This is a genomic window from Methylocaldum sp. (assembly GCF_039794385.1).
Taxonomy (GTDB): Bacteria; Pseudomonadota; Gammaproteobacteria; order Methylococcales; family Methylococcaceae; genus Methylocaldum.
In genome coordinates this window covers 1-14,596 of record NZ_JBDIVO010000091.1, presented here as the reverse complement: position 1 = coordinate 14,596, position 14,596 = coordinate 1, and the positions used below count along the sequence as shown (strand labels likewise).

Below are 14,596 nucleotides of genomic sequence, written 5' to 3'. Positions count from 1 at the left end.
GTGACCCTCGATTCTCGGCAGGCCCCGGCCGTCGCGGAGATGATCCACCGCTCGGCGATTGGTTTGGACAGCCTGATGCGCGATCCCGTCGACCGGAATCGGCAGCTGCCCTGTATCCCGTTGATGGTGGTGCGGAGCGCCGAGGACATCGAGATCCCTGCGCCGGAGCTCATGCTGCGCGAGGGCGACAGCATCCTGTTTGCCGGGCTGTCGTCGGCCATTCCGGACCAGCAGTCGATACTCCGCAATCTCAATGTCCTGAATTATGTTTTGTTCGGCACGGAGGTAGCCAGCAGCTGGCTTTGGCGAAAGCTGACCGGCGCCGAGGCGGGACTCTAAGGGTACAGTCCATCTTGGCCACCTGGTGGACGGACCGTTTGCCGCTATGACAGACTTTTTCGATTGACGACCCTGCGAGAAGACATACCGATGACCATTCACCCTGACGCACTGCGGCAATCCATCGATGAATTTTGGGACCGAGAGATCCTGCCGACGCTCATCGATTACATCAAGATCCCCAATCTGTCGGTTGCGTTCGATCCTGACTGGCAGGCGAACGGCCACATGGAACGGGTGCGCCGGCTGGCGGTGGACTGGCTGAACGCGCATCCTGTTCCGGGCTGGACCCTGCACGATCTCAGCATTCCCGGCCGGACGCCGCTGCTGCTCCTGGACATTCCGGGCAATCTGGACAAAACCGTGCTGATCTACGGCCATCTGGACAAGCAGCCGGAAATGGAAGGCTGGCACGACGGTTTCGGGCCGTGGACGCCGGTACTCAAGGACGACAAGCTCTACGGGCGGGGCGGCGCGGACGACGGTTATGCGCTGTTTGCCGCGGTTGCCGCCTTGAAAGCGCTGGAAGGGCGAAAGCGCCCTCGCATCGCGATTCTGATCGAGTTCTCGGAAGAAAGCGGGTCGCCCGATTTGCCGCCTTATCTCGAGCGTTATGCCCATCTGATCGGCAAGCCGGAGCTGGTGATCGCGCTCGATTCCGGGGCCGGCGACTACGAGCGGCTTTGGTCGACCACCTCGCTGCGCGGCCTGGTGAGCTGTATCGTCGACGTGAAGGTGCTGACGGAATCCGCCCATTCGGGCATCGCCAGCGGCATCGTCCCTTCGTCCATGCGGATCATGCGCCAGTTGCTGGACCGCCTGGAAGACGCGGCGACCGGCGACATTCGCCTGCCGGAACTCAAGGCGGAGATTCCGGTTCAACGGCGGGAACAGGCGAAAGCGGCGGCGGCGATACTGGGCGGCGGCCTGCTCGAAAGTTTCAGCGCGGTGCCGACGCTCCGTCCGGTGAGCGACGATCCGGCCGAACTGCTGCTCAACAGTACCTGGCGTCCGACGCTTTCGGTAGTCGGGCAGGGCGGCATGCCGCCGCTGCAATCGGCCGGCAACGTGCTGCGCGCGCACACCGCTTTCAAGCTGTCCTTCCGCCTGCCGCCGACGGTGGACAGCTTGAAGGCCCAGGACGTCATCCGGCGCGTGCTGACCGCCGAGCCGCCTTACGGCGCCGAGATTTCCGTCGAATTCGAGCAGGCCGGAACCGGCTGGGACGCCCCGGCCCTGGCGCCATGGCTGGAGCGGGCCACGAGCGAGGCCTCGCAAACCTTCTACGGCCACGATGCGGCTTATCTGGGGCTGGGCGGCAGCATTCCCTTCATGGGCATGCTCGGCGAGCAATTCCCGGACGCGCAATTCCTGATCACCGGCGTTCTGGGCCCCAAGAGCAACGCCCACGGGCCGAACGAGTTTTTGCATATTCCGTACGCGAAGAAGCTGACGGCGTGTGTGGCATATATTCTGGCGAGATACTCGGAGTTGGCGGGTTGAATATCCAGCCGCCCAAATGTGTAGTCTGGCTTGAGCAACGAAACCCGGCAATTTCGCGGGGTTGCCGGGATTCCCTCGTCATTCCGGGGTGCTTTTGGGACACGTGGGAGTCGTAGGTCGGCAATCCCTTGCCGATGAAGCCGTCGGGAAAGGATTCCCGACCTACTTGGTGGCCCGGTTTTGTAGGTCGGCAATCCCTTGCCGACAGACCCGCTGGGGGCCCTCCAATAAGCAGAAGAATGCTCTCGCCGTCCCCGGAGCGGGGCCGACCGGCCGAGATCTTCAGCCGATAACCGACTCCGGATTCCGTCAGAAGATGTTCTGGCTTGGCGAGATCGACCTTTAGCTGACCGGTCGCGAATTGTCCGGCCCCGATGCCGCCGCAGTCGAGGCTATCGCCCGGCAGGCCGTGAAAGACGGCACCGTACCGCTGCACCCGGAATCCGGCAGCTATCCCGTCCGCGATCCCTTCCGGAACCGCCGGGAGTTCGCCGCCCTCCTCGGTTATTGGTGGCAACTGCCTCCGGAGCTGGAGCGGTATTACCCGACCCTCGAAGAGGACGGCGCCGCCTCGGCGATCGCCGACGACGGCACCGAAAGATGGATTTACTCTTCGCCGAAACGGCTCGGCGTTGGAGAAGAGTTTCTGCTCCGGACCGGATAGTGAAGAGCAGGGCGCCGGCGATCATTCGCTCTTTGCCGAGTTGATGCGGCAAAGCCACGAGCCCACGGGAAAACGGCCCGATAATCGAAGGCTGGGGTCGCCGACCGATCAATTGGGACGGATTCCGCGAAGGCCCCGGCTTGGTTACGGAGATAGCGATGTACCGAATGCGATTTCCGCGATCGTTTACCGCATGCGATCAGGCGCCCATCGTCTCGTCCATTTGCGCCAATGGACGTGCCGCCTCCCGCAGGGCATCGAACGCGTCGTCCAGAGGCACCGCCTTGTAAGAGGCCAATCGGCCGACGGCGCGCAAGGGCACGAGCACGTCCTTGGTTTCATCTTCACAATTAATCCATAGCGCCTCGAAATTGAGAGCAGGCACACGGAACATTCTCAGTTCACATTCCTCGCCGATCTGTTTAACCGTTGCCAGCGCTTCCGCCATGCCACGCGCGAAGGGTTCCAGATGGTTCTTCGATGCGGACATCTGCAGCAGGCGTGGTTGTTCCTCTTCGCTGACATCGAAGAAAGCCTGTGGCGTGTCGCCGGATATTTCATAGACACGAATACCGATCGCGTGGGGTGCCGGAGCTCGATCGGCGACCAATGAATCCAAGCCGACCGAATAGATGCGATGGGCCATTCCAAGGGAGGCACGTCCTTCCTGCAAGGCATCGCGCATGTTCCCGGTGAACGTCATATCTTGCTTCAAGCTCAACAGCGGTCGAGCTTCCCATATCCGGCGGAGAATTGGTTCTTTGGGAATCAATAGTTTAATCGGCATCTTGAAGTAACTCTTGGTGAAGTAGGTGTGCGTCCAAGTTCCGCTGCCTTGGTAGTTACTGGCGAACTCCGAGACGGCAAGATGGCTATTGCCGTAGATCGGGTCATCAATATCGAAGTATTCGACACCGCCAACAAGGCTATAGCCGCAGATCACCATGAAGTGGCCACCACCCCCGTTCCAGCCAACCCGTGCGCCGACGGGTCGTCCGGCATCGATTTCATCGCGTATCTGCTGAAAGCTGGCCTGTCCCATCATACTGACAAAATTATCGGTGCGCGTCAGCGCCCGATCGAGATACCACGGAACGTTACACGCCGATGGGACCGTGCTGTTGCAGCAATCGCTTCGTCCCAACTCGCTGCTCGCGACGCGGCACTGCGTCCATGTGCTCGTGAGCCAATAAAAGTGAGACACGCTTGTTGCCGTCGCGGCCCAACACCAGTTGGATTCGGTCTGCGCCTGCATCTCAAAGGCCAATTGCTTTGATGCGAAGAGCTTTCCCAGAATGCTCACCTCCCGTAACAGAGAGCTGTACGGGCGACTTGTAGCCAGTGTGAAGGATGCATTCATACCTCATTTCCTCCTAATCAATGGTGGGCAAGGTCCCCAGCTGAGGCACGTGCCATGATGGCCCGGGCCAAAGCCGGGGATGCTTAACGCTAACTCGGACGTTCGCCGAGTCCGCCGGGCAGGGCTACCCCGCTAGGGGCTCTATCTCTTGCGAAACAAGCCTTCCCGGTCGGTCGGCGGTTAAAAGAAGCACATTGCTCCGATACGAGAGCGGATTCACGAAACCTGCCGGTTACGATGCGCTTCGGGCGTGTCTGTTCAATACCCGCTCTATCGTTCGGGGAGGCTTGATGGCCACACCGGGATATTCCGTCAAGTCAACGCCGAACACGTTCACGCTCGGGTCGGAGGAAAATTCCAGGGATGTAGCCGGTTCGTCCGATACCGTGTTATCCAGGATCGCATCGAGATTGTTATTGGCGTCTTGATACGACACTGCTTGTGCCTTGTCCAGAAACGCCACGAACTGCTTGTAGTCATCGGAGGTCGTGTCCAATATCGATGCCTTCAAGCCGGTGACGTAGTACTCGTACTTGAAGTCGAAGGTCAATTTCTCCACCGTTGCACAACTGGACGTGAAGGCATGCTGGGAGGAGTCGACCGAGATGTAGTAGTACTTGATCTTGGGGAAGTAGACGGTGGTCTGGTCCGAAGCATCTACGGGAACCGCTTCGTGACATTGACCGAGCAAGGCGGTCGCATAATGCCTGGACTTGTCGTCCCAACTCGCCCGCAGGGATTGTCCGACTCCTTGCACAAACTTCACGACATCGCTCACGATGCTCTCGGGAGCCGCAGCCGCGTCGAATAGAAGCTTGATCAGCGAGGTGCTGAACTCGGTGATGACCTGAGTTACAGAGTAAGTTTCCGTTGTGACCCTGTAATTCGTGAGTCCGCCGGCCTGAGTCAGCAGAAATTGCATATAGTGGGTCACGGCGGCGTCCCACTGCGTTTTCGGCACGCTGTCTCCCGGCAGAACCTTGCCGGGGTTCTTCTGTAGATAGCCGAAAACCTTGATTCGCAGGGTCGCGAAGAAGTTGGAAACTTTGTCGCAGACCTCCCGTCCGGTTTTGTATTCCGGGTTGCTGGTAACGAAAGAGCTGGACATGTTTACGAACGAGATCAGTCCATCCGAGTCCTGGAAGGCCGATTGGTCCGTGGCGAGGACTGCGTCTAAAGCCGCGTGGGGGCCGGCGGCGATGATTTGATCCAGTTCAGCCAAGGACATGGTCGATACGGCACTCAGCTTCAACGCGCCGCCATGGGTGCTTTCACCTGCTTCCACGACCTCTACCCACGTTTCTTCCACCTGGAATAGCAGCCTGTCACTTTTACCTTTTCCGTGCGTTCCACTCGGGTATATTTCTACATAATTGTTCTTGCCCGCCAATTTTCTGGCGTCTATTCCTTTCTTCCTCAAAAGAGAAAGCCACTGCGACATGTAGTCGGGTTGTCTCTTGGTATCAAGGCAAAGCTGCGCAATTTCGCGCAACACCTCCTTTGCCTTCCCTTCGTCTTGAAGAGACCTGTCAATCTGTTTTTCGATCTTCGCCACATCCGTCCGATTCTCATAGGTACACATATCAACCTCCGAAATGTTGCGGCGCTTGGTCCATAAATTAAGCTCCCTCGAAGCGCCCTTTAGCGGCGGAGCCTAATGCGTTAGCCTGGAGGTGCTGAACTTCCGCCGGAGAGGAAATGTCCAGCGCATCTTCAGAACGCGCTGACAAACTAACTCGGCCGCAACGAGATATCGGTACGCTGGCGTACCCAATGCAAAAAAAATTGGAATCGAACGGATGATTTTGACGCTGCAAGCATGCTGTTAGTCCTGTCTGCACGGTTAAACAGGACTGGCGTATCCGCGCTACCGCAGCAACCGGCCGCTCCCCTTCCGCAGTGCCCGGGCCACGCCCCCTAATGGGCGCCGATTGTTCCGGCGTTCCCGACTCCTTAATGACGGATGGCGTTTCCAACCCGTCGCGATTTTGCTTCCTGGTTGACGGCCCAATAGCATTCACAAACGGCCGCTTCCAAGCCCGACCGGTCCAAAACCGTGATTCGGCCCCGGTAGCAAACAATCAGTCCCATTTCCTGCAAATGGCCCGCAGCGACGGTGACGGTCGCCCGGCGGCCGCCCAGCATGTTGGCAATGCCGTCCTGCGTCACGGCTATCTCGTTAGACGAGAGTCGGTCGAGGCGCAGGAGCAACCAGCGACATAGGCGTTGCTCCATGGAATGGAAACGATTGCACACGGCGGCTTGTGCAACCTGAGCAAGAAAGGCTTGGCTATAGCGCAACAGCACGCGCTGGAGTAGGTCGCCGCGGCAATATTCAGCATGCAGCGAGGCAAGCTTGATTCGGAATGCGTCCCCGGCGAGTGTGCAAACTTCCTGGCCTGGCGCCGTCCCCCCCAGGAAGGTGTTTAAACCCACGACGCCATCGTTGCCTATGACGCCGATTTCTACGGTCGAACCGCTGGCCAGGGTATAAATAAATGAGACAAGAGCGGTTGTTGGAAAATACAGATAAGCTTGCGTGCAAAGCGGGGTTTTCGGCGAAATTCGGGTAATCTCCAGATGGGGCGTCAGACGCTCGATCTCCCCATGGGAGAGTTGGGTAAGTAAACGATTACCGGCGACACAGGAAGACTTACGAACCTGTGAAGCTACACCCGCTCTCAATTTTGAAAGCTCCTTGGCATAAGTGGACATGTCCCTCATGTAAAGTAGCCTCGATCCGTGGCTCGGTCGGTACGCTGGAGTACCGTAAGTGTCCATTGCAGAACGGGGAGTCTCAATAACGTGATATCGGCGGCGAAGCCGCGAGACAGCTAAGCCTTATCGTCGCGTCCAATTCCACATCGCGCCCGTCGACACAATAAGCTCGTCCTCATCTTTAGGTGCGACGGAGTATGGCGAGACCGCCAAGGGGGTGAGCCGTTTCGCCACGAGCTCACGCCGCGTCCGGGAAGGTGCGGGGCATCGAAGCACCGGAAGGTCTCTCGTGCTGGATGTGCTTGATGCCGGAGCCGGTGGGCGTCAGTCTTGGAGAGTGTTGCGACCTGATCAGGCCCTGTCCCCGTCCGGGCCATTTGCGCAATCGTTTTGGGCTTCCGACGCCGCCTTGGTGAACTCGGGCTCGATTTCCGACATCCTCGGCGGGGATTCCTAAGTTGAAAAGGAGGTCAGGAAGATGGATGAGACAGGGATCGTTACCCTTTTTCCTTTCGGCGGTCGCGGCGGATTTACATAGCAACTGCACGATTTCGCGCTGAGGGGAATAAATTTCTTTGCGGTGTTCAAGATTCTACGGCCCGTGGCGATCGGCCGGGTCAATCGGGAGTTTGCGAAGTGCCCCGAATCCTACCGTCCGTGCTTTCTCACCGCGAAGTTGCGCTGGTTCCCAGACTCCCGTTTGGGAACCCAGTTCGAGAAGCTCCCGCTTCGCGATTCGCATGCGGTTTTGAGAGGCTTGAGTTTCTCGGATAAGACTCCGAAGCGGGAGCTTGGGAGCCAGCGGAAAGAGTGTCCTTTCGGGTCGAATCATCGGTTCACGCGGACGGCCATGTCGAGCGCTCGAATCGCCTCCGCGATTCGATCCAGAAATGCCTCAGGCAAAGCCGAGAGCCGTGGCGCCTGCTCCTGCATCGAGGGCCGCGCGAGGCCGTAGAGCAGGATGCCCCGGATCGGCACGCTACGCCGTTTGAGCTCGGCCAAGAAATCCAGATACGCGTCCAGTTCCGCTTCGGAAGGTGGCTCGCCGTCGAATGCGAATAGGCAGGTTTGAATCCAGGTGGGACAAAGCCGTGCGCTGATCTCCAGATTGCGGAGCACGGTCTCCGGGGCGAGGTTGACCTGGTTGATCCGAAGCATGCCCTCGGCCGTCGCGCTGTCGACTTTGAACCAGACTTCGCCCCCGAATTCGCCCCAGCGTTTCACGCCTTTCTGCACGACGGGCTTGTGCATCAGGCTGCCGTTGCTGATCAGCACGAGCTTGATCTTGCCGAGCAGGCCGAACTCGCCGCAAACCGCGCCGATCCACTCGACGATCCGGTCGAAGGTCTTGCAGCTGGTCGGTTCGCCGTTTCCCGAGATGGCGATGTCCTTGATGGCGCGCTGTTCGTTCGGTATCTGAAACCGTTCGTAGAAATCGCCGAGCAAGATATCGTTCAAGAGTCCGAGCAGCTCTTCTCGCAGACAGTCTTCATCAATGTCGGGAGCGGCGCCGCGGGCGAGATCCGGCACCTGGCAGTAGACGCAACGCCAGTTGCAGGCATTGTTGGGGTTGAGATTGATGCCTATGGATAACCCGCCGGAGCGCCGGGAAATGACCGGGTAAACATAGGTGAGGCCGGCGCTGTCGCGGCTGTGGTTCGTGGTGGTGAGTCGATGCATGAATTGACGGGAGGGTTTGCTCATTAGTCAGGCGTGATGTTTACAAGTTTCTTGAAATACTACCTTCCCCGCAATCGATTTTGCCCGAGCCCAAGGCCTCAGCACACCGTTTTGCCGCCGTAGCCCGGTTCCGGCTCGGTGTTGAACTCAGACTCGATTTTCGACATCCTTGACGGGTTCATTAGTTGACAGGGAAGTGCAACATATGGATACAACAGGGACTGTTTCCGTTTTTCCGTTCGGCGGACGCTGCGGGTTTACCCAGGAACTGCACGATCTCGCGGTGAAAGGGATAAACTGCTTTACAGTATTCAAGATTCTACGAGCGGTGACGATAGGGCGGGTCAATCTGGAGTTTACGCAATGCCCCGAGCCTTACCGACCGAGCTTCCTTACCGCGAAGAGGCTTCGCGAGTTCGCCCTTAACCCCGAAAACGGGATGTCGGAGAGCTTCATAGAGGAAGCGCTGGCAAAAGGCGACGAGTGCTACGGCATCTGTGACGGCAATCAGCTCGCCTCTTACGGCTGGTATTCGTTTCGCCCGACGCGCATCGATCCTCCGGATCTGCTGCTGCGCTTCAACCGCGACTACGTCTATATGTACAAGGGATTCACGCATGCTCGCTATCGCGGGCAGCGGCTCCACGCGATCGGGATGACGCTGGCTCTGCAACACTATCTCGGTAAGGGATACAGGGGACTGATCTCCTACGTCGAGTCGAACAATTTCGACTCGCTCAAGTCGGTCTCGCGGATGGGATATGAGGAGTTCGGCTCGATCTATCTGATGAGGATTTTTGGCCGCTACCTCACGCATGCGAGCCGCGGCTGCGAAAGCTTTGGCTTCGCCCTCGAGGAACTGTCGGCGGAACCCGCCGGATTGTAGCGGCATCCGGCCCAACCCATTCTCTCCCAGGGAGCCGATCTACAGCGCATGCCATCGAGGTCAAAAGGAATCAGACGCGACCATTTTGCTTCCTCGGGCTGCCCATCCTTTTCGGAGCGTAGCATGAAATATCCTAGTTTCCGAAATGCAAGCGGCAGGTCCAGAAGTGACCGAATGTGTATGGTGGCGCCTTGCAGTTGCTCCAACGTATGCGAGGTAAGAACCGCAATTACCCGCATGCCGGCTTTCAAACCGGACGCTACTCCGGCCGGGGCATCCTCGAGTACGATACAGCCCTTTGGCGGGACAGGATCGGAACCGGCGGACGCTTCATGTTCTCAACGGCCGATGGATTAAGTCGGTCATTTGGGTATCCCCAAGGCCACGCAGCCTGTACTAAGCCGATAGTGCATCGGCCAGAGCACGCAGCAGTTTCGCGCCGTCGCCGGACCAGGCGCTGCCGTGCATGCACGCCAGGGTGGTCGGCTCGGTGGCGGCCAGCCGCTCGAGGAGCGCATGGGTATCCCGCCCGTGCGAGAAGTAATCCATTTTCTGTCGGAATGCCTCGCTGGGTCCCAGGATGTCCGTTTCCGTGACCGGGGGTAGATTCGCGCCGCCCTGCGTGAACAGATCGCCGCAGAGCAAGGTGCGGGTTCGTTCTTCCATCAGGAAGCCGCATTCCCAGGCATGGGGCAGATGGGGCGTATCGAGCCAGCGCACGCGATGTTTGCCCAAGGTCAGCGTCTCTCCGTCTGCGAGCGCCCGAGGAGCCCGATCGGCCAGATCTTGGATGGAGACCATCGCCGCAACCGCACCGCACACAGGCACGGATCGAGGGGATACGGCAAGCCATTCATTGAGTGATCCACACTCGTCAGCCTCCACGTGCGAAAAAGCGATGTATCGAAGCCGTTCGACCGGCAGTATGCTCGCCACGGCTTCACGCACCAAAGGAAACATCTTTCGAGGCCCGGTGTGGAACAGCAAAGGCTCATCGTCGACGATGAGATATTGGTTGAATGTGAAGCCGCCTGCGCCTTCGATCACAACTGGCGTATTGATGCGGTAAATCCCTTCGGAAACTTCATGGACGTTGGTCCCCGATTGGCTATTCGTAACAGTCATGGCATTCTCCTTGATCCTCAATTATGCGGTTCATGATGGGAAAATAGGTCCTCGTTATCCAGAGCTGGCGATAACGGGTTGATTCAAAAATGAGAAAAACGGTTCCTAAGCCCAGAGTCCCGATTGATCGCCCTTCTTAGACGCTTTTCTCAGTGGGCTTTCCCATCCCATGATGCTTTTGTTTTCATGAAATTCTAACGACGAGTAGAAGCGCGAATGGATATTATCTCTATGGGTGGCCAGGTATATTCTTTATACTCCACTTTCTCTTAGCATTTCCTCAAGCGTCATCGTAAGAGCTGTGCCGACTTTTTCCCTTTGAATGGCTTTGCTGATACATATTTCTTTTAGGCAATAAGGCGTAGCGAAATTCCATCGCTTAACTCCTTCAAAAAGAAAGCCACATGTATCGTCGATACTTATTACCTTGATAGCGACTGCTTTAGGAAAAGCTAGAAAGTCACTCGGCTTTTCAAAGGTATTGTTCGGCGTCCATTCTTCATTCCAGGGAAACTCATGAAAACTAGCGACATATAGATCAGAACAACGGACTAAATCACCATCATCAATGTTCGAAAACATTATTTCCATCGTTTTGTTCAAGCTATTGCTTCAGTAGCGAAAAAGGGGGTAGACGCCTAAAATACCAGTATATGACCCTATTTTTTTCCGTTTTGATAACAGACCAAGTCGAACCCGCCGACGGACAATGGTAGCGCCTCGATAAAATTGACGGAAAATTTTGCAAACTTTAGCCTATTCTGAAATTCTTGCAGATAGTCCTCCATGAGTAGTTTCCAGCAACTTTTCTCCTCAAAACGCCGACCCCAAGTTAGTTGTGAGTCCTGCAGTCTCGGCAGACTCTGCATTCCGCAGGGCCTTAGCGAGCAAGAAGTGGAGTTGGTCAGCAGGATCGTGACAATCAATCGCACGCTCGGCAAAGGCGACTATCTCTATCACAGTGGGGAGTGGTTCCACCGCTTTCTGGCGCTGAAGTCCGGCACGGTCAAACTGGTTACCCTGGACGGCGCAGGCAACGAGTATGTCGTCGATTTCGTGATGCCAGGCGAACTGCTGGGCTTCGACGGACTCAGCGGAGAGCGTTATACCTGTTCCGCGATTGCTTTGGAAACGGTCAGCTACTGCGAGCTGCCGCCTCATCAGCTGGAACGGTTGGGACGGGAAATCCCCAAGCTTTCGCAGATATTGTTACAGCTTTCCGGAAGTCAATTCCAACTGGGCATCCAGCGGGTCGTCCTCAGCCGCCGCCAGGCCGACGAACGTTTGGCGGCGTTCCTGGCGCATCTTTCCGAGCGCCATCGAAAGCGAGGATTCTCGCCAACGGAGTTTCGTCTCAGCATGACCCGGCAGGAAATCGGAAATTATCTCGGTCTGGCACCGGAAACCGTAAGCCGCCTAATGAGTCAATTCGAGGCGAGCGGGCTGATCGTGGTACAAGGCAAGATGGTGCGCATACTCGACATGGACGGCTTGCTGCGATTCTGCCCACAATGATTCCTAATTCCAAATTGCTTTCAATAAGGAATTAATTTTTGTAGGGTGGGTTAGGCCGCGAGGCCGTAACCCACCGAGCGGCCTCGAATCGGTGGGTTACGCTTCGCTAACCCACCCTACAATTAATGTTCACTCGAATGCCGAATGGAATAACCCCTCGGCAGACATTCCCGCTTTCCCCCGAAAAACTGATCTGGATCAGTTTAGAGCCGCTCAGCGGCTGACCTGAAACAAAATACCCGCCATCCCCTTTCTTTATGATCTTCGCCACGGTCAGACCTCTTCAAGGTCGCGCCGTTGCAATGATCAAGAGCTGTTCGCAGCTCGTTCGACAAGAACCAAAACATATTGATTTTAGGGGAGCACACGATGGCTACTAGCGATTTCGATATACAGCAAGAGGCAAAAGCGACTCCTGCCGTCGGCGCACGGGAGAGCGATGCGCCGCTGCTCAACAAGCGCAATCTTTTCGGCGGCGTTGCACTTTACATCGCCTTCTACGTCTGGGTGCGCTGGTATGAAGGCGTGTACGGTTGGGCGGCCGGTCTGGACTCGTTTTCACCGGAATTCGAGACGTACTGGATGAACTTTCTATACACCCAGATTGTGATCGAGGTCATTGTGGCGTCTCTTCTGTGGGGGTATATCTGGAAAACTCGCGACCGCAATCTCGCCGCCGTGACGCCACGCGAGAACCTCCGCAGGAATATGACCCATCTGGTTTGGTTGTGCCTCTACGCCACGGCAGTGTACTTCGGCGGAAGTTACTTCACCGAGCAGGATGCAACCTGGCATCAGACCGTGGTGAGGGATACCGACTTTACGCCCAGCCACATCATCGAATTCTATCTGTCCTATCCGATTTACATCATCACCGGATTCGCCTCGTTTCTCTACGCAAAAACCCGTTTGCCGTACTTCAGTGTGGGCATCTCTCTTCCCTACATTGTCTTCACCGTCGGCCCGTTCATGATTCTTCCGAATGTCGGTTTGAATGAATGGGGCCACACCTTCTGGTTCATGGAAGAATTGTTCGTGGCACCGCTGCATTACGGCTTCGTCGTATTCGGCTGGTTCGCACTGGCCATCTTCGGCGTGCTCTTGCAAATCATGGATTGCGCCAAACAGCTGATGGGTAGGGAAGTGTGCGATGCGATCGACGCCGGTGTGTTGAAACTTAGGTAAGATATCCTCCAAGCTCGCACTTTAGTGCATGAGCAAGGCGGTTTTGCAGAGGGGGTGCAAAACCGCCTTTTTTATTCCTTCTTACGTCATAACGCCTCTGGTATTTCTTTGGCTTCGTGCGGGTTATGGCAACGGCATTCCAATCCGCAGAAATGCCGGTCTGGCTTTTCGGCCAATGAAGAACAGTACCGGTATGCTCGCCAAAATGACTGCAACACTCGCTGGACCAAACCACGCGAATTTGTCGGTGCTGATAGATCCATCCTGCACTCCAACATACAGCAGCATGCTGCACACCGCCAGATTGAATAACAAAGCTGTTGCCGTGCCTGGCATGTATTGGCGCAACGCAATGGTTGCCAAGACATGCGGAAAGAAGACATTCAGCAGCATTGCCAACGCGTAGCCGGCTATAGCGTAGGCTGCCATGGCTTGCGGGCCTTGTATCGAGGAGAGATATGCGACTCCATAGGCAAGAAGCGCAAGGACTGCCGCAGCGAATCTGAACTCAAACGCACTCACTGGAGCGCGCCACCGACCGCCGCGCATAGACCACTTCGGTAAAAGCAGCGCTTCTTCGGCATTGTGCAGAGTGACGGCAACTGCAAACAGCCAACCAAGCGTTGAGTAGGTCATGGAAAGCTAATGCCCCGGTTCACCACCGCAGCCACCGGAGGGGACGCCGGCGAATCGCGTAGAGTTGCTTCTTGCTTTCATGCATTAGCACTCGATCCTCAAGCAGGGCAAGGTGTCCGGGACCAATCCCAAGCAGCCGCTAATCGTTCATCAGTTCAAATGACCCTAAGGGCAAAGCGCATCCGTTCAACAGAACATCGACCCGGTGCGTCCCGGTGTAATGTTTGCGCGTCGTCATTTCGGCCAAGGAAATAGTCTTCCCCAGTTGTACGGTTTCCTGAGGCGCGAGCTCGATAGTTTTTAATTTGAAAACCTTTGGACTGGTCTTTCCGTTAGCCTTCACAAAATGGACGCGGAAATCCACCAACACACGCTGCCGTTGCGAATCGGTGTTTGTGATTTCAAAGGCGATCGCCACCGAGCCCCCAATCATGGGGCGTTCAGGAGTGATGCTCGCTTTGTTTACCGATACCTTTGCATTTTTGCCGAAACCCAGAACCTCAAGAACTCCCGGTTCGGCACGCTTCACGGCTGAACGTAGCGCATGATGGATGAGCCAGCGTCTTTCATCCGTCGCATCCGTCATCCACCGGTGTGCGGTTTCGACAAGTATTAACGGATGGTCTTTACCGATATCGTTCAGATTATTTGCCACGGAACGGCGCACATAAAGTTCCGGGTCGTCCTTTAGCAATTCAAGCAGTGCCAACACTGGTCGGGGGTCTTTCTGGAAAGACCGCAGCCGGGGCGCCCACGGCAAGCGGGGACGCGTTCCCTCGGATACGAGGCGACGAACATGGGGATTTTGGTCTTTCGCCCAAATCGTAAGGCGAGCAAGCGTTGCTTCCGGATACCGCTCCAAGAATGGCCGAATGCTGAACTCGGCAGAAAATCGTTGCGTCAGCTCGTATTGGGCGTGCATCGAAACCTCGAAGTGGTCGAGCCCGTATCCCGCAACAAAGCAAACGTGCGGAAGATACAGGAA

Annotated in this window: 14 protein-coding genes; 6 read left to right on the top strand and 8 right to left on the bottom strand. The window is 56.7% G+C overall.

Features of this window, described 5'->3' with window-relative positions; all coding sequences use genetic code 11:
- The 3 genes from ABJK70_RS10140 to ABJK70_RS10130 all read left to right on the top strand — a co-directional run.
- A partial coding sequence (locus ABJK70_RS10140) for a hypothetical protein (RefSeq protein WP_347257927.1) occupies nucleotides 1-339 on the top strand: 339 nt, incomplete at its 5' end.
- A 90-nt stretch (nucleotides 340-429) separates the two neighbouring features.
- A complete protein-coding gene (locus ABJK70_RS10135; protein WP_347257926.1) occupies nucleotides 430-1,842 on the top strand; it encodes a M20/M25/M40 family metallo-hydrolase in 1,413 nt (470 codons plus the stop codon).
- A gap of 361 nt (nucleotides 1,843-2,203) precedes the next feature.
- Nucleotides 2,204-2,506 carry a hypothetical protein gene (locus ABJK70_RS10130; protein ID WP_156880697.1) on the top strand — a complete coding sequence of 101 codons (303 nt, stop codon included), beginning with the start codon at nucleotides 2,204-2,206 and terminating at the stop codon, nucleotides 2,504-2,506.
- Between the two features lie 199 nt (nucleotides 2,507-2,705).
- On the opposite strand, the gene ABJK70_RS10125 is transcribed toward ABJK70_RS10130, so the two are convergent.
- The 4 genes from ABJK70_RS10125 to ABJK70_RS10110 all read right to left on the bottom strand — a co-directional run bounded on the left by ABJK70_RS10125 (nucleotide 2,706) and on the right by ABJK70_RS10110 (nucleotide 8,288).
- Nucleotides 2,706-3,866, bottom strand: a complete 1,161-nt coding sequence (locus ABJK70_RS10125; protein WP_347257925.1) for a papain-like cysteine protease family protein — start codon at nucleotides 3,864-3,866, stop codon at nucleotides 2,706-2,708.
- A 232-nt stretch (nucleotides 3,867-4,098) separates the two neighbouring features.
- Complete coding sequence (locus ABJK70_RS10120) at nucleotides 4,099-5,448, bottom strand: hypothetical protein (RefSeq protein WP_210024014.1); 1,350 nt, start codon at nucleotides 5,446-5,448, stop codon at nucleotides 4,099-4,101.
- A 371-nt stretch (nucleotides 5,449-5,819) separates the two neighbouring features.
- Nucleotides 5,820-6,590 carry a helix-turn-helix domain-containing protein gene (locus ABJK70_RS10115; RefSeq protein ID WP_168175376.1) on the bottom strand — a complete coding sequence of 257 codons (771 nt, stop codon included), beginning with the start codon at nucleotides 6,588-6,590 and terminating at the stop codon, nucleotides 5,820-5,822.
- A gap of 822 nt (nucleotides 6,591-7,412) precedes the next feature.
- Nucleotides 7,413-8,288 (bottom strand): radical SAM protein, encoded by an 876-nt coding sequence (locus tag ABJK70_RS10110; protein ID WP_347257924.1) that lies wholly within the window; start codon nucleotides 8,286-8,288, stop codon nucleotides 7,413-7,415.
- 181 nt (nucleotides 8,289-8,469) lie between these two features.
- On the opposite strand from ABJK70_RS10110, the gene ABJK70_RS10105 reads away from it, so the two are divergent.
- Entirely contained in the window at nucleotides 8,470-9,150 is a 681-nt protein-coding gene (locus ABJK70_RS10105) for a hypothetical protein (RefSeq protein WP_077729444.1), read from the top strand.
- 396 nt (nucleotides 9,151-9,546) lie between these two features.
- On the opposite strand, the gene ABJK70_RS10100 is transcribed toward ABJK70_RS10105, so the two are convergent.
- Together ABJK70_RS10100 and ABJK70_RS10095 are read right to left on the bottom strand one after the other, a co-directional pair.
- On the bottom strand, nucleotides 9,547-10,275 hold the full coding sequence (locus tag ABJK70_RS10100) for an MBL fold metallo-hydrolase (RefSeq protein ID WP_133717444.1): 729 nt from the start codon (nucleotides 10,273-10,275) through the stop codon (nucleotides 9,547-9,549).
- 252 nt (nucleotides 10,276-10,527) lie between these two features.
- A complete protein-coding gene (locus ABJK70_RS10095; RefSeq protein WP_143735107.1) occupies nucleotides 10,528-10,857 on the bottom strand; it encodes a hypothetical protein in 330 nt (109 codons plus the stop codon).
- 333 nt (nucleotides 10,858-11,190) lie between these two features.
- On the opposite strand from ABJK70_RS10095, the gene ABJK70_RS10090 reads away from it, so the two are divergent.
- Together ABJK70_RS10090 and amoC are read left to right on the top strand one after the other, a co-directional pair.
- Nucleotides 11,191-11,790 carry a helix-turn-helix domain-containing protein gene (locus tag ABJK70_RS10090; protein ID WP_240502447.1) on the top strand — a complete coding sequence of 200 codons (600 nt, stop codon included), beginning with the start codon at nucleotides 11,191-11,193 and terminating at the stop codon, nucleotides 11,788-11,790.
- Between the two features lie 369 nt (nucleotides 11,791-12,159).
- Entirely contained in the window at nucleotides 12,160-12,975 is an 816-nt protein-coding gene (amoC, locus tag ABJK70_RS10085; protein WP_086134307.1) for a bacterial ammonia monooxygenase, subunit AmoC, read from the top strand.
- Between the two features lie 123 nt (nucleotides 12,976-13,098).
- On the opposite strand, the gene ABJK70_RS10080 is transcribed toward amoC, so the two are convergent.
- Complete coding sequence (locus ABJK70_RS10080) at nucleotides 13,099-13,611, bottom strand: HXXEE domain-containing protein (protein WP_156880702.1); 513 nt, start codon at nucleotides 13,609-13,611, stop codon at nucleotides 13,099-13,101.
- A gap of 139 nt (nucleotides 13,612-13,750) precedes the next feature.
- Complete coding sequence (locus ABJK70_RS10075) at nucleotides 13,751-14,533, bottom strand: hypothetical protein (RefSeq protein WP_347257923.1); 783 nt, start codon at nucleotides 14,531-14,533, stop codon at nucleotides 13,751-13,753.
- Between the last annotated feature and the right edge of the window lie 63 nt (nucleotides 14,534-14,596).

Bases quoted from the DNA above. Each gene is read 5' to 3' on its own strand.
- ABJK70_RS10135 (WP_347257926.1), top strand. From the start codon at position 430: ATGACCATTCACCCTGACGCACTGCGGCAATCCATCGATGAATTTTGG.
- ABJK70_RS10125 (WP_347257925.1), bottom strand. From the start codon at position 3,866: ATGAATGCATCCTTCACACTGGCTACAAGTCGCCCGTACAGCTCTCTG.
- ABJK70_RS10120 (WP_210024014.1), bottom strand. From the start codon at position 5,448: ATGTGTACCTATGAGAATCGGACGGATGTGGCGAAGATCGAAAAACAG.
- ABJK70_RS10115 (WP_168175376.1), bottom strand. From the start codon at position 6,590: ATGAGGGACATGTCCACTTATGCCAAGGAGCTTTCAAAATTGAGAGCG.
- ABJK70_RS10110 (WP_347257924.1), bottom strand. From the start codon at position 8,288: ATGAGCAAACCCTCCCGTCAATTCATGCATCGACTCACCACCACGAAC.
- ABJK70_RS10105 (WP_077729444.1), top strand. From the start codon at position 8,470: ATGGATACAACAGGGACTGTTTCCGTTTTTCCGTTCGGCGGACGCTGC.
- ABJK70_RS10100 (WP_133717444.1), bottom strand. From the start codon at position 10,275: ATGACTGTTACGAATAGCCAATCGGGGACCAACGTCCATGAAGTTTCC.
- ABJK70_RS10095 (WP_143735107.1), bottom strand. From the start codon at position 10,857: ATGTTTTCGAACATTGATGATGGTGATTTAGTCCGTTGTTCTGATCTA.
- amoC (WP_086134307.1), top strand. From the start codon at position 12,160: ATGGCTACTAGCGATTTCGATATACAGCAAGAGGCAAAAGCGACTCCT.
- ABJK70_RS10080 (WP_156880702.1), bottom strand. From the start codon at position 13,611: ATGACCTACTCAACGCTTGGTTGGCTGTTTGCAGTTGCCGTCACTCTG.
- ABJK70_RS10075 (WP_347257923.1), bottom strand. From the start codon at position 14,533: ATGCACGCCCAATACGAGCTGACGCAACGATTTTCTGCCGAGTTCAGC.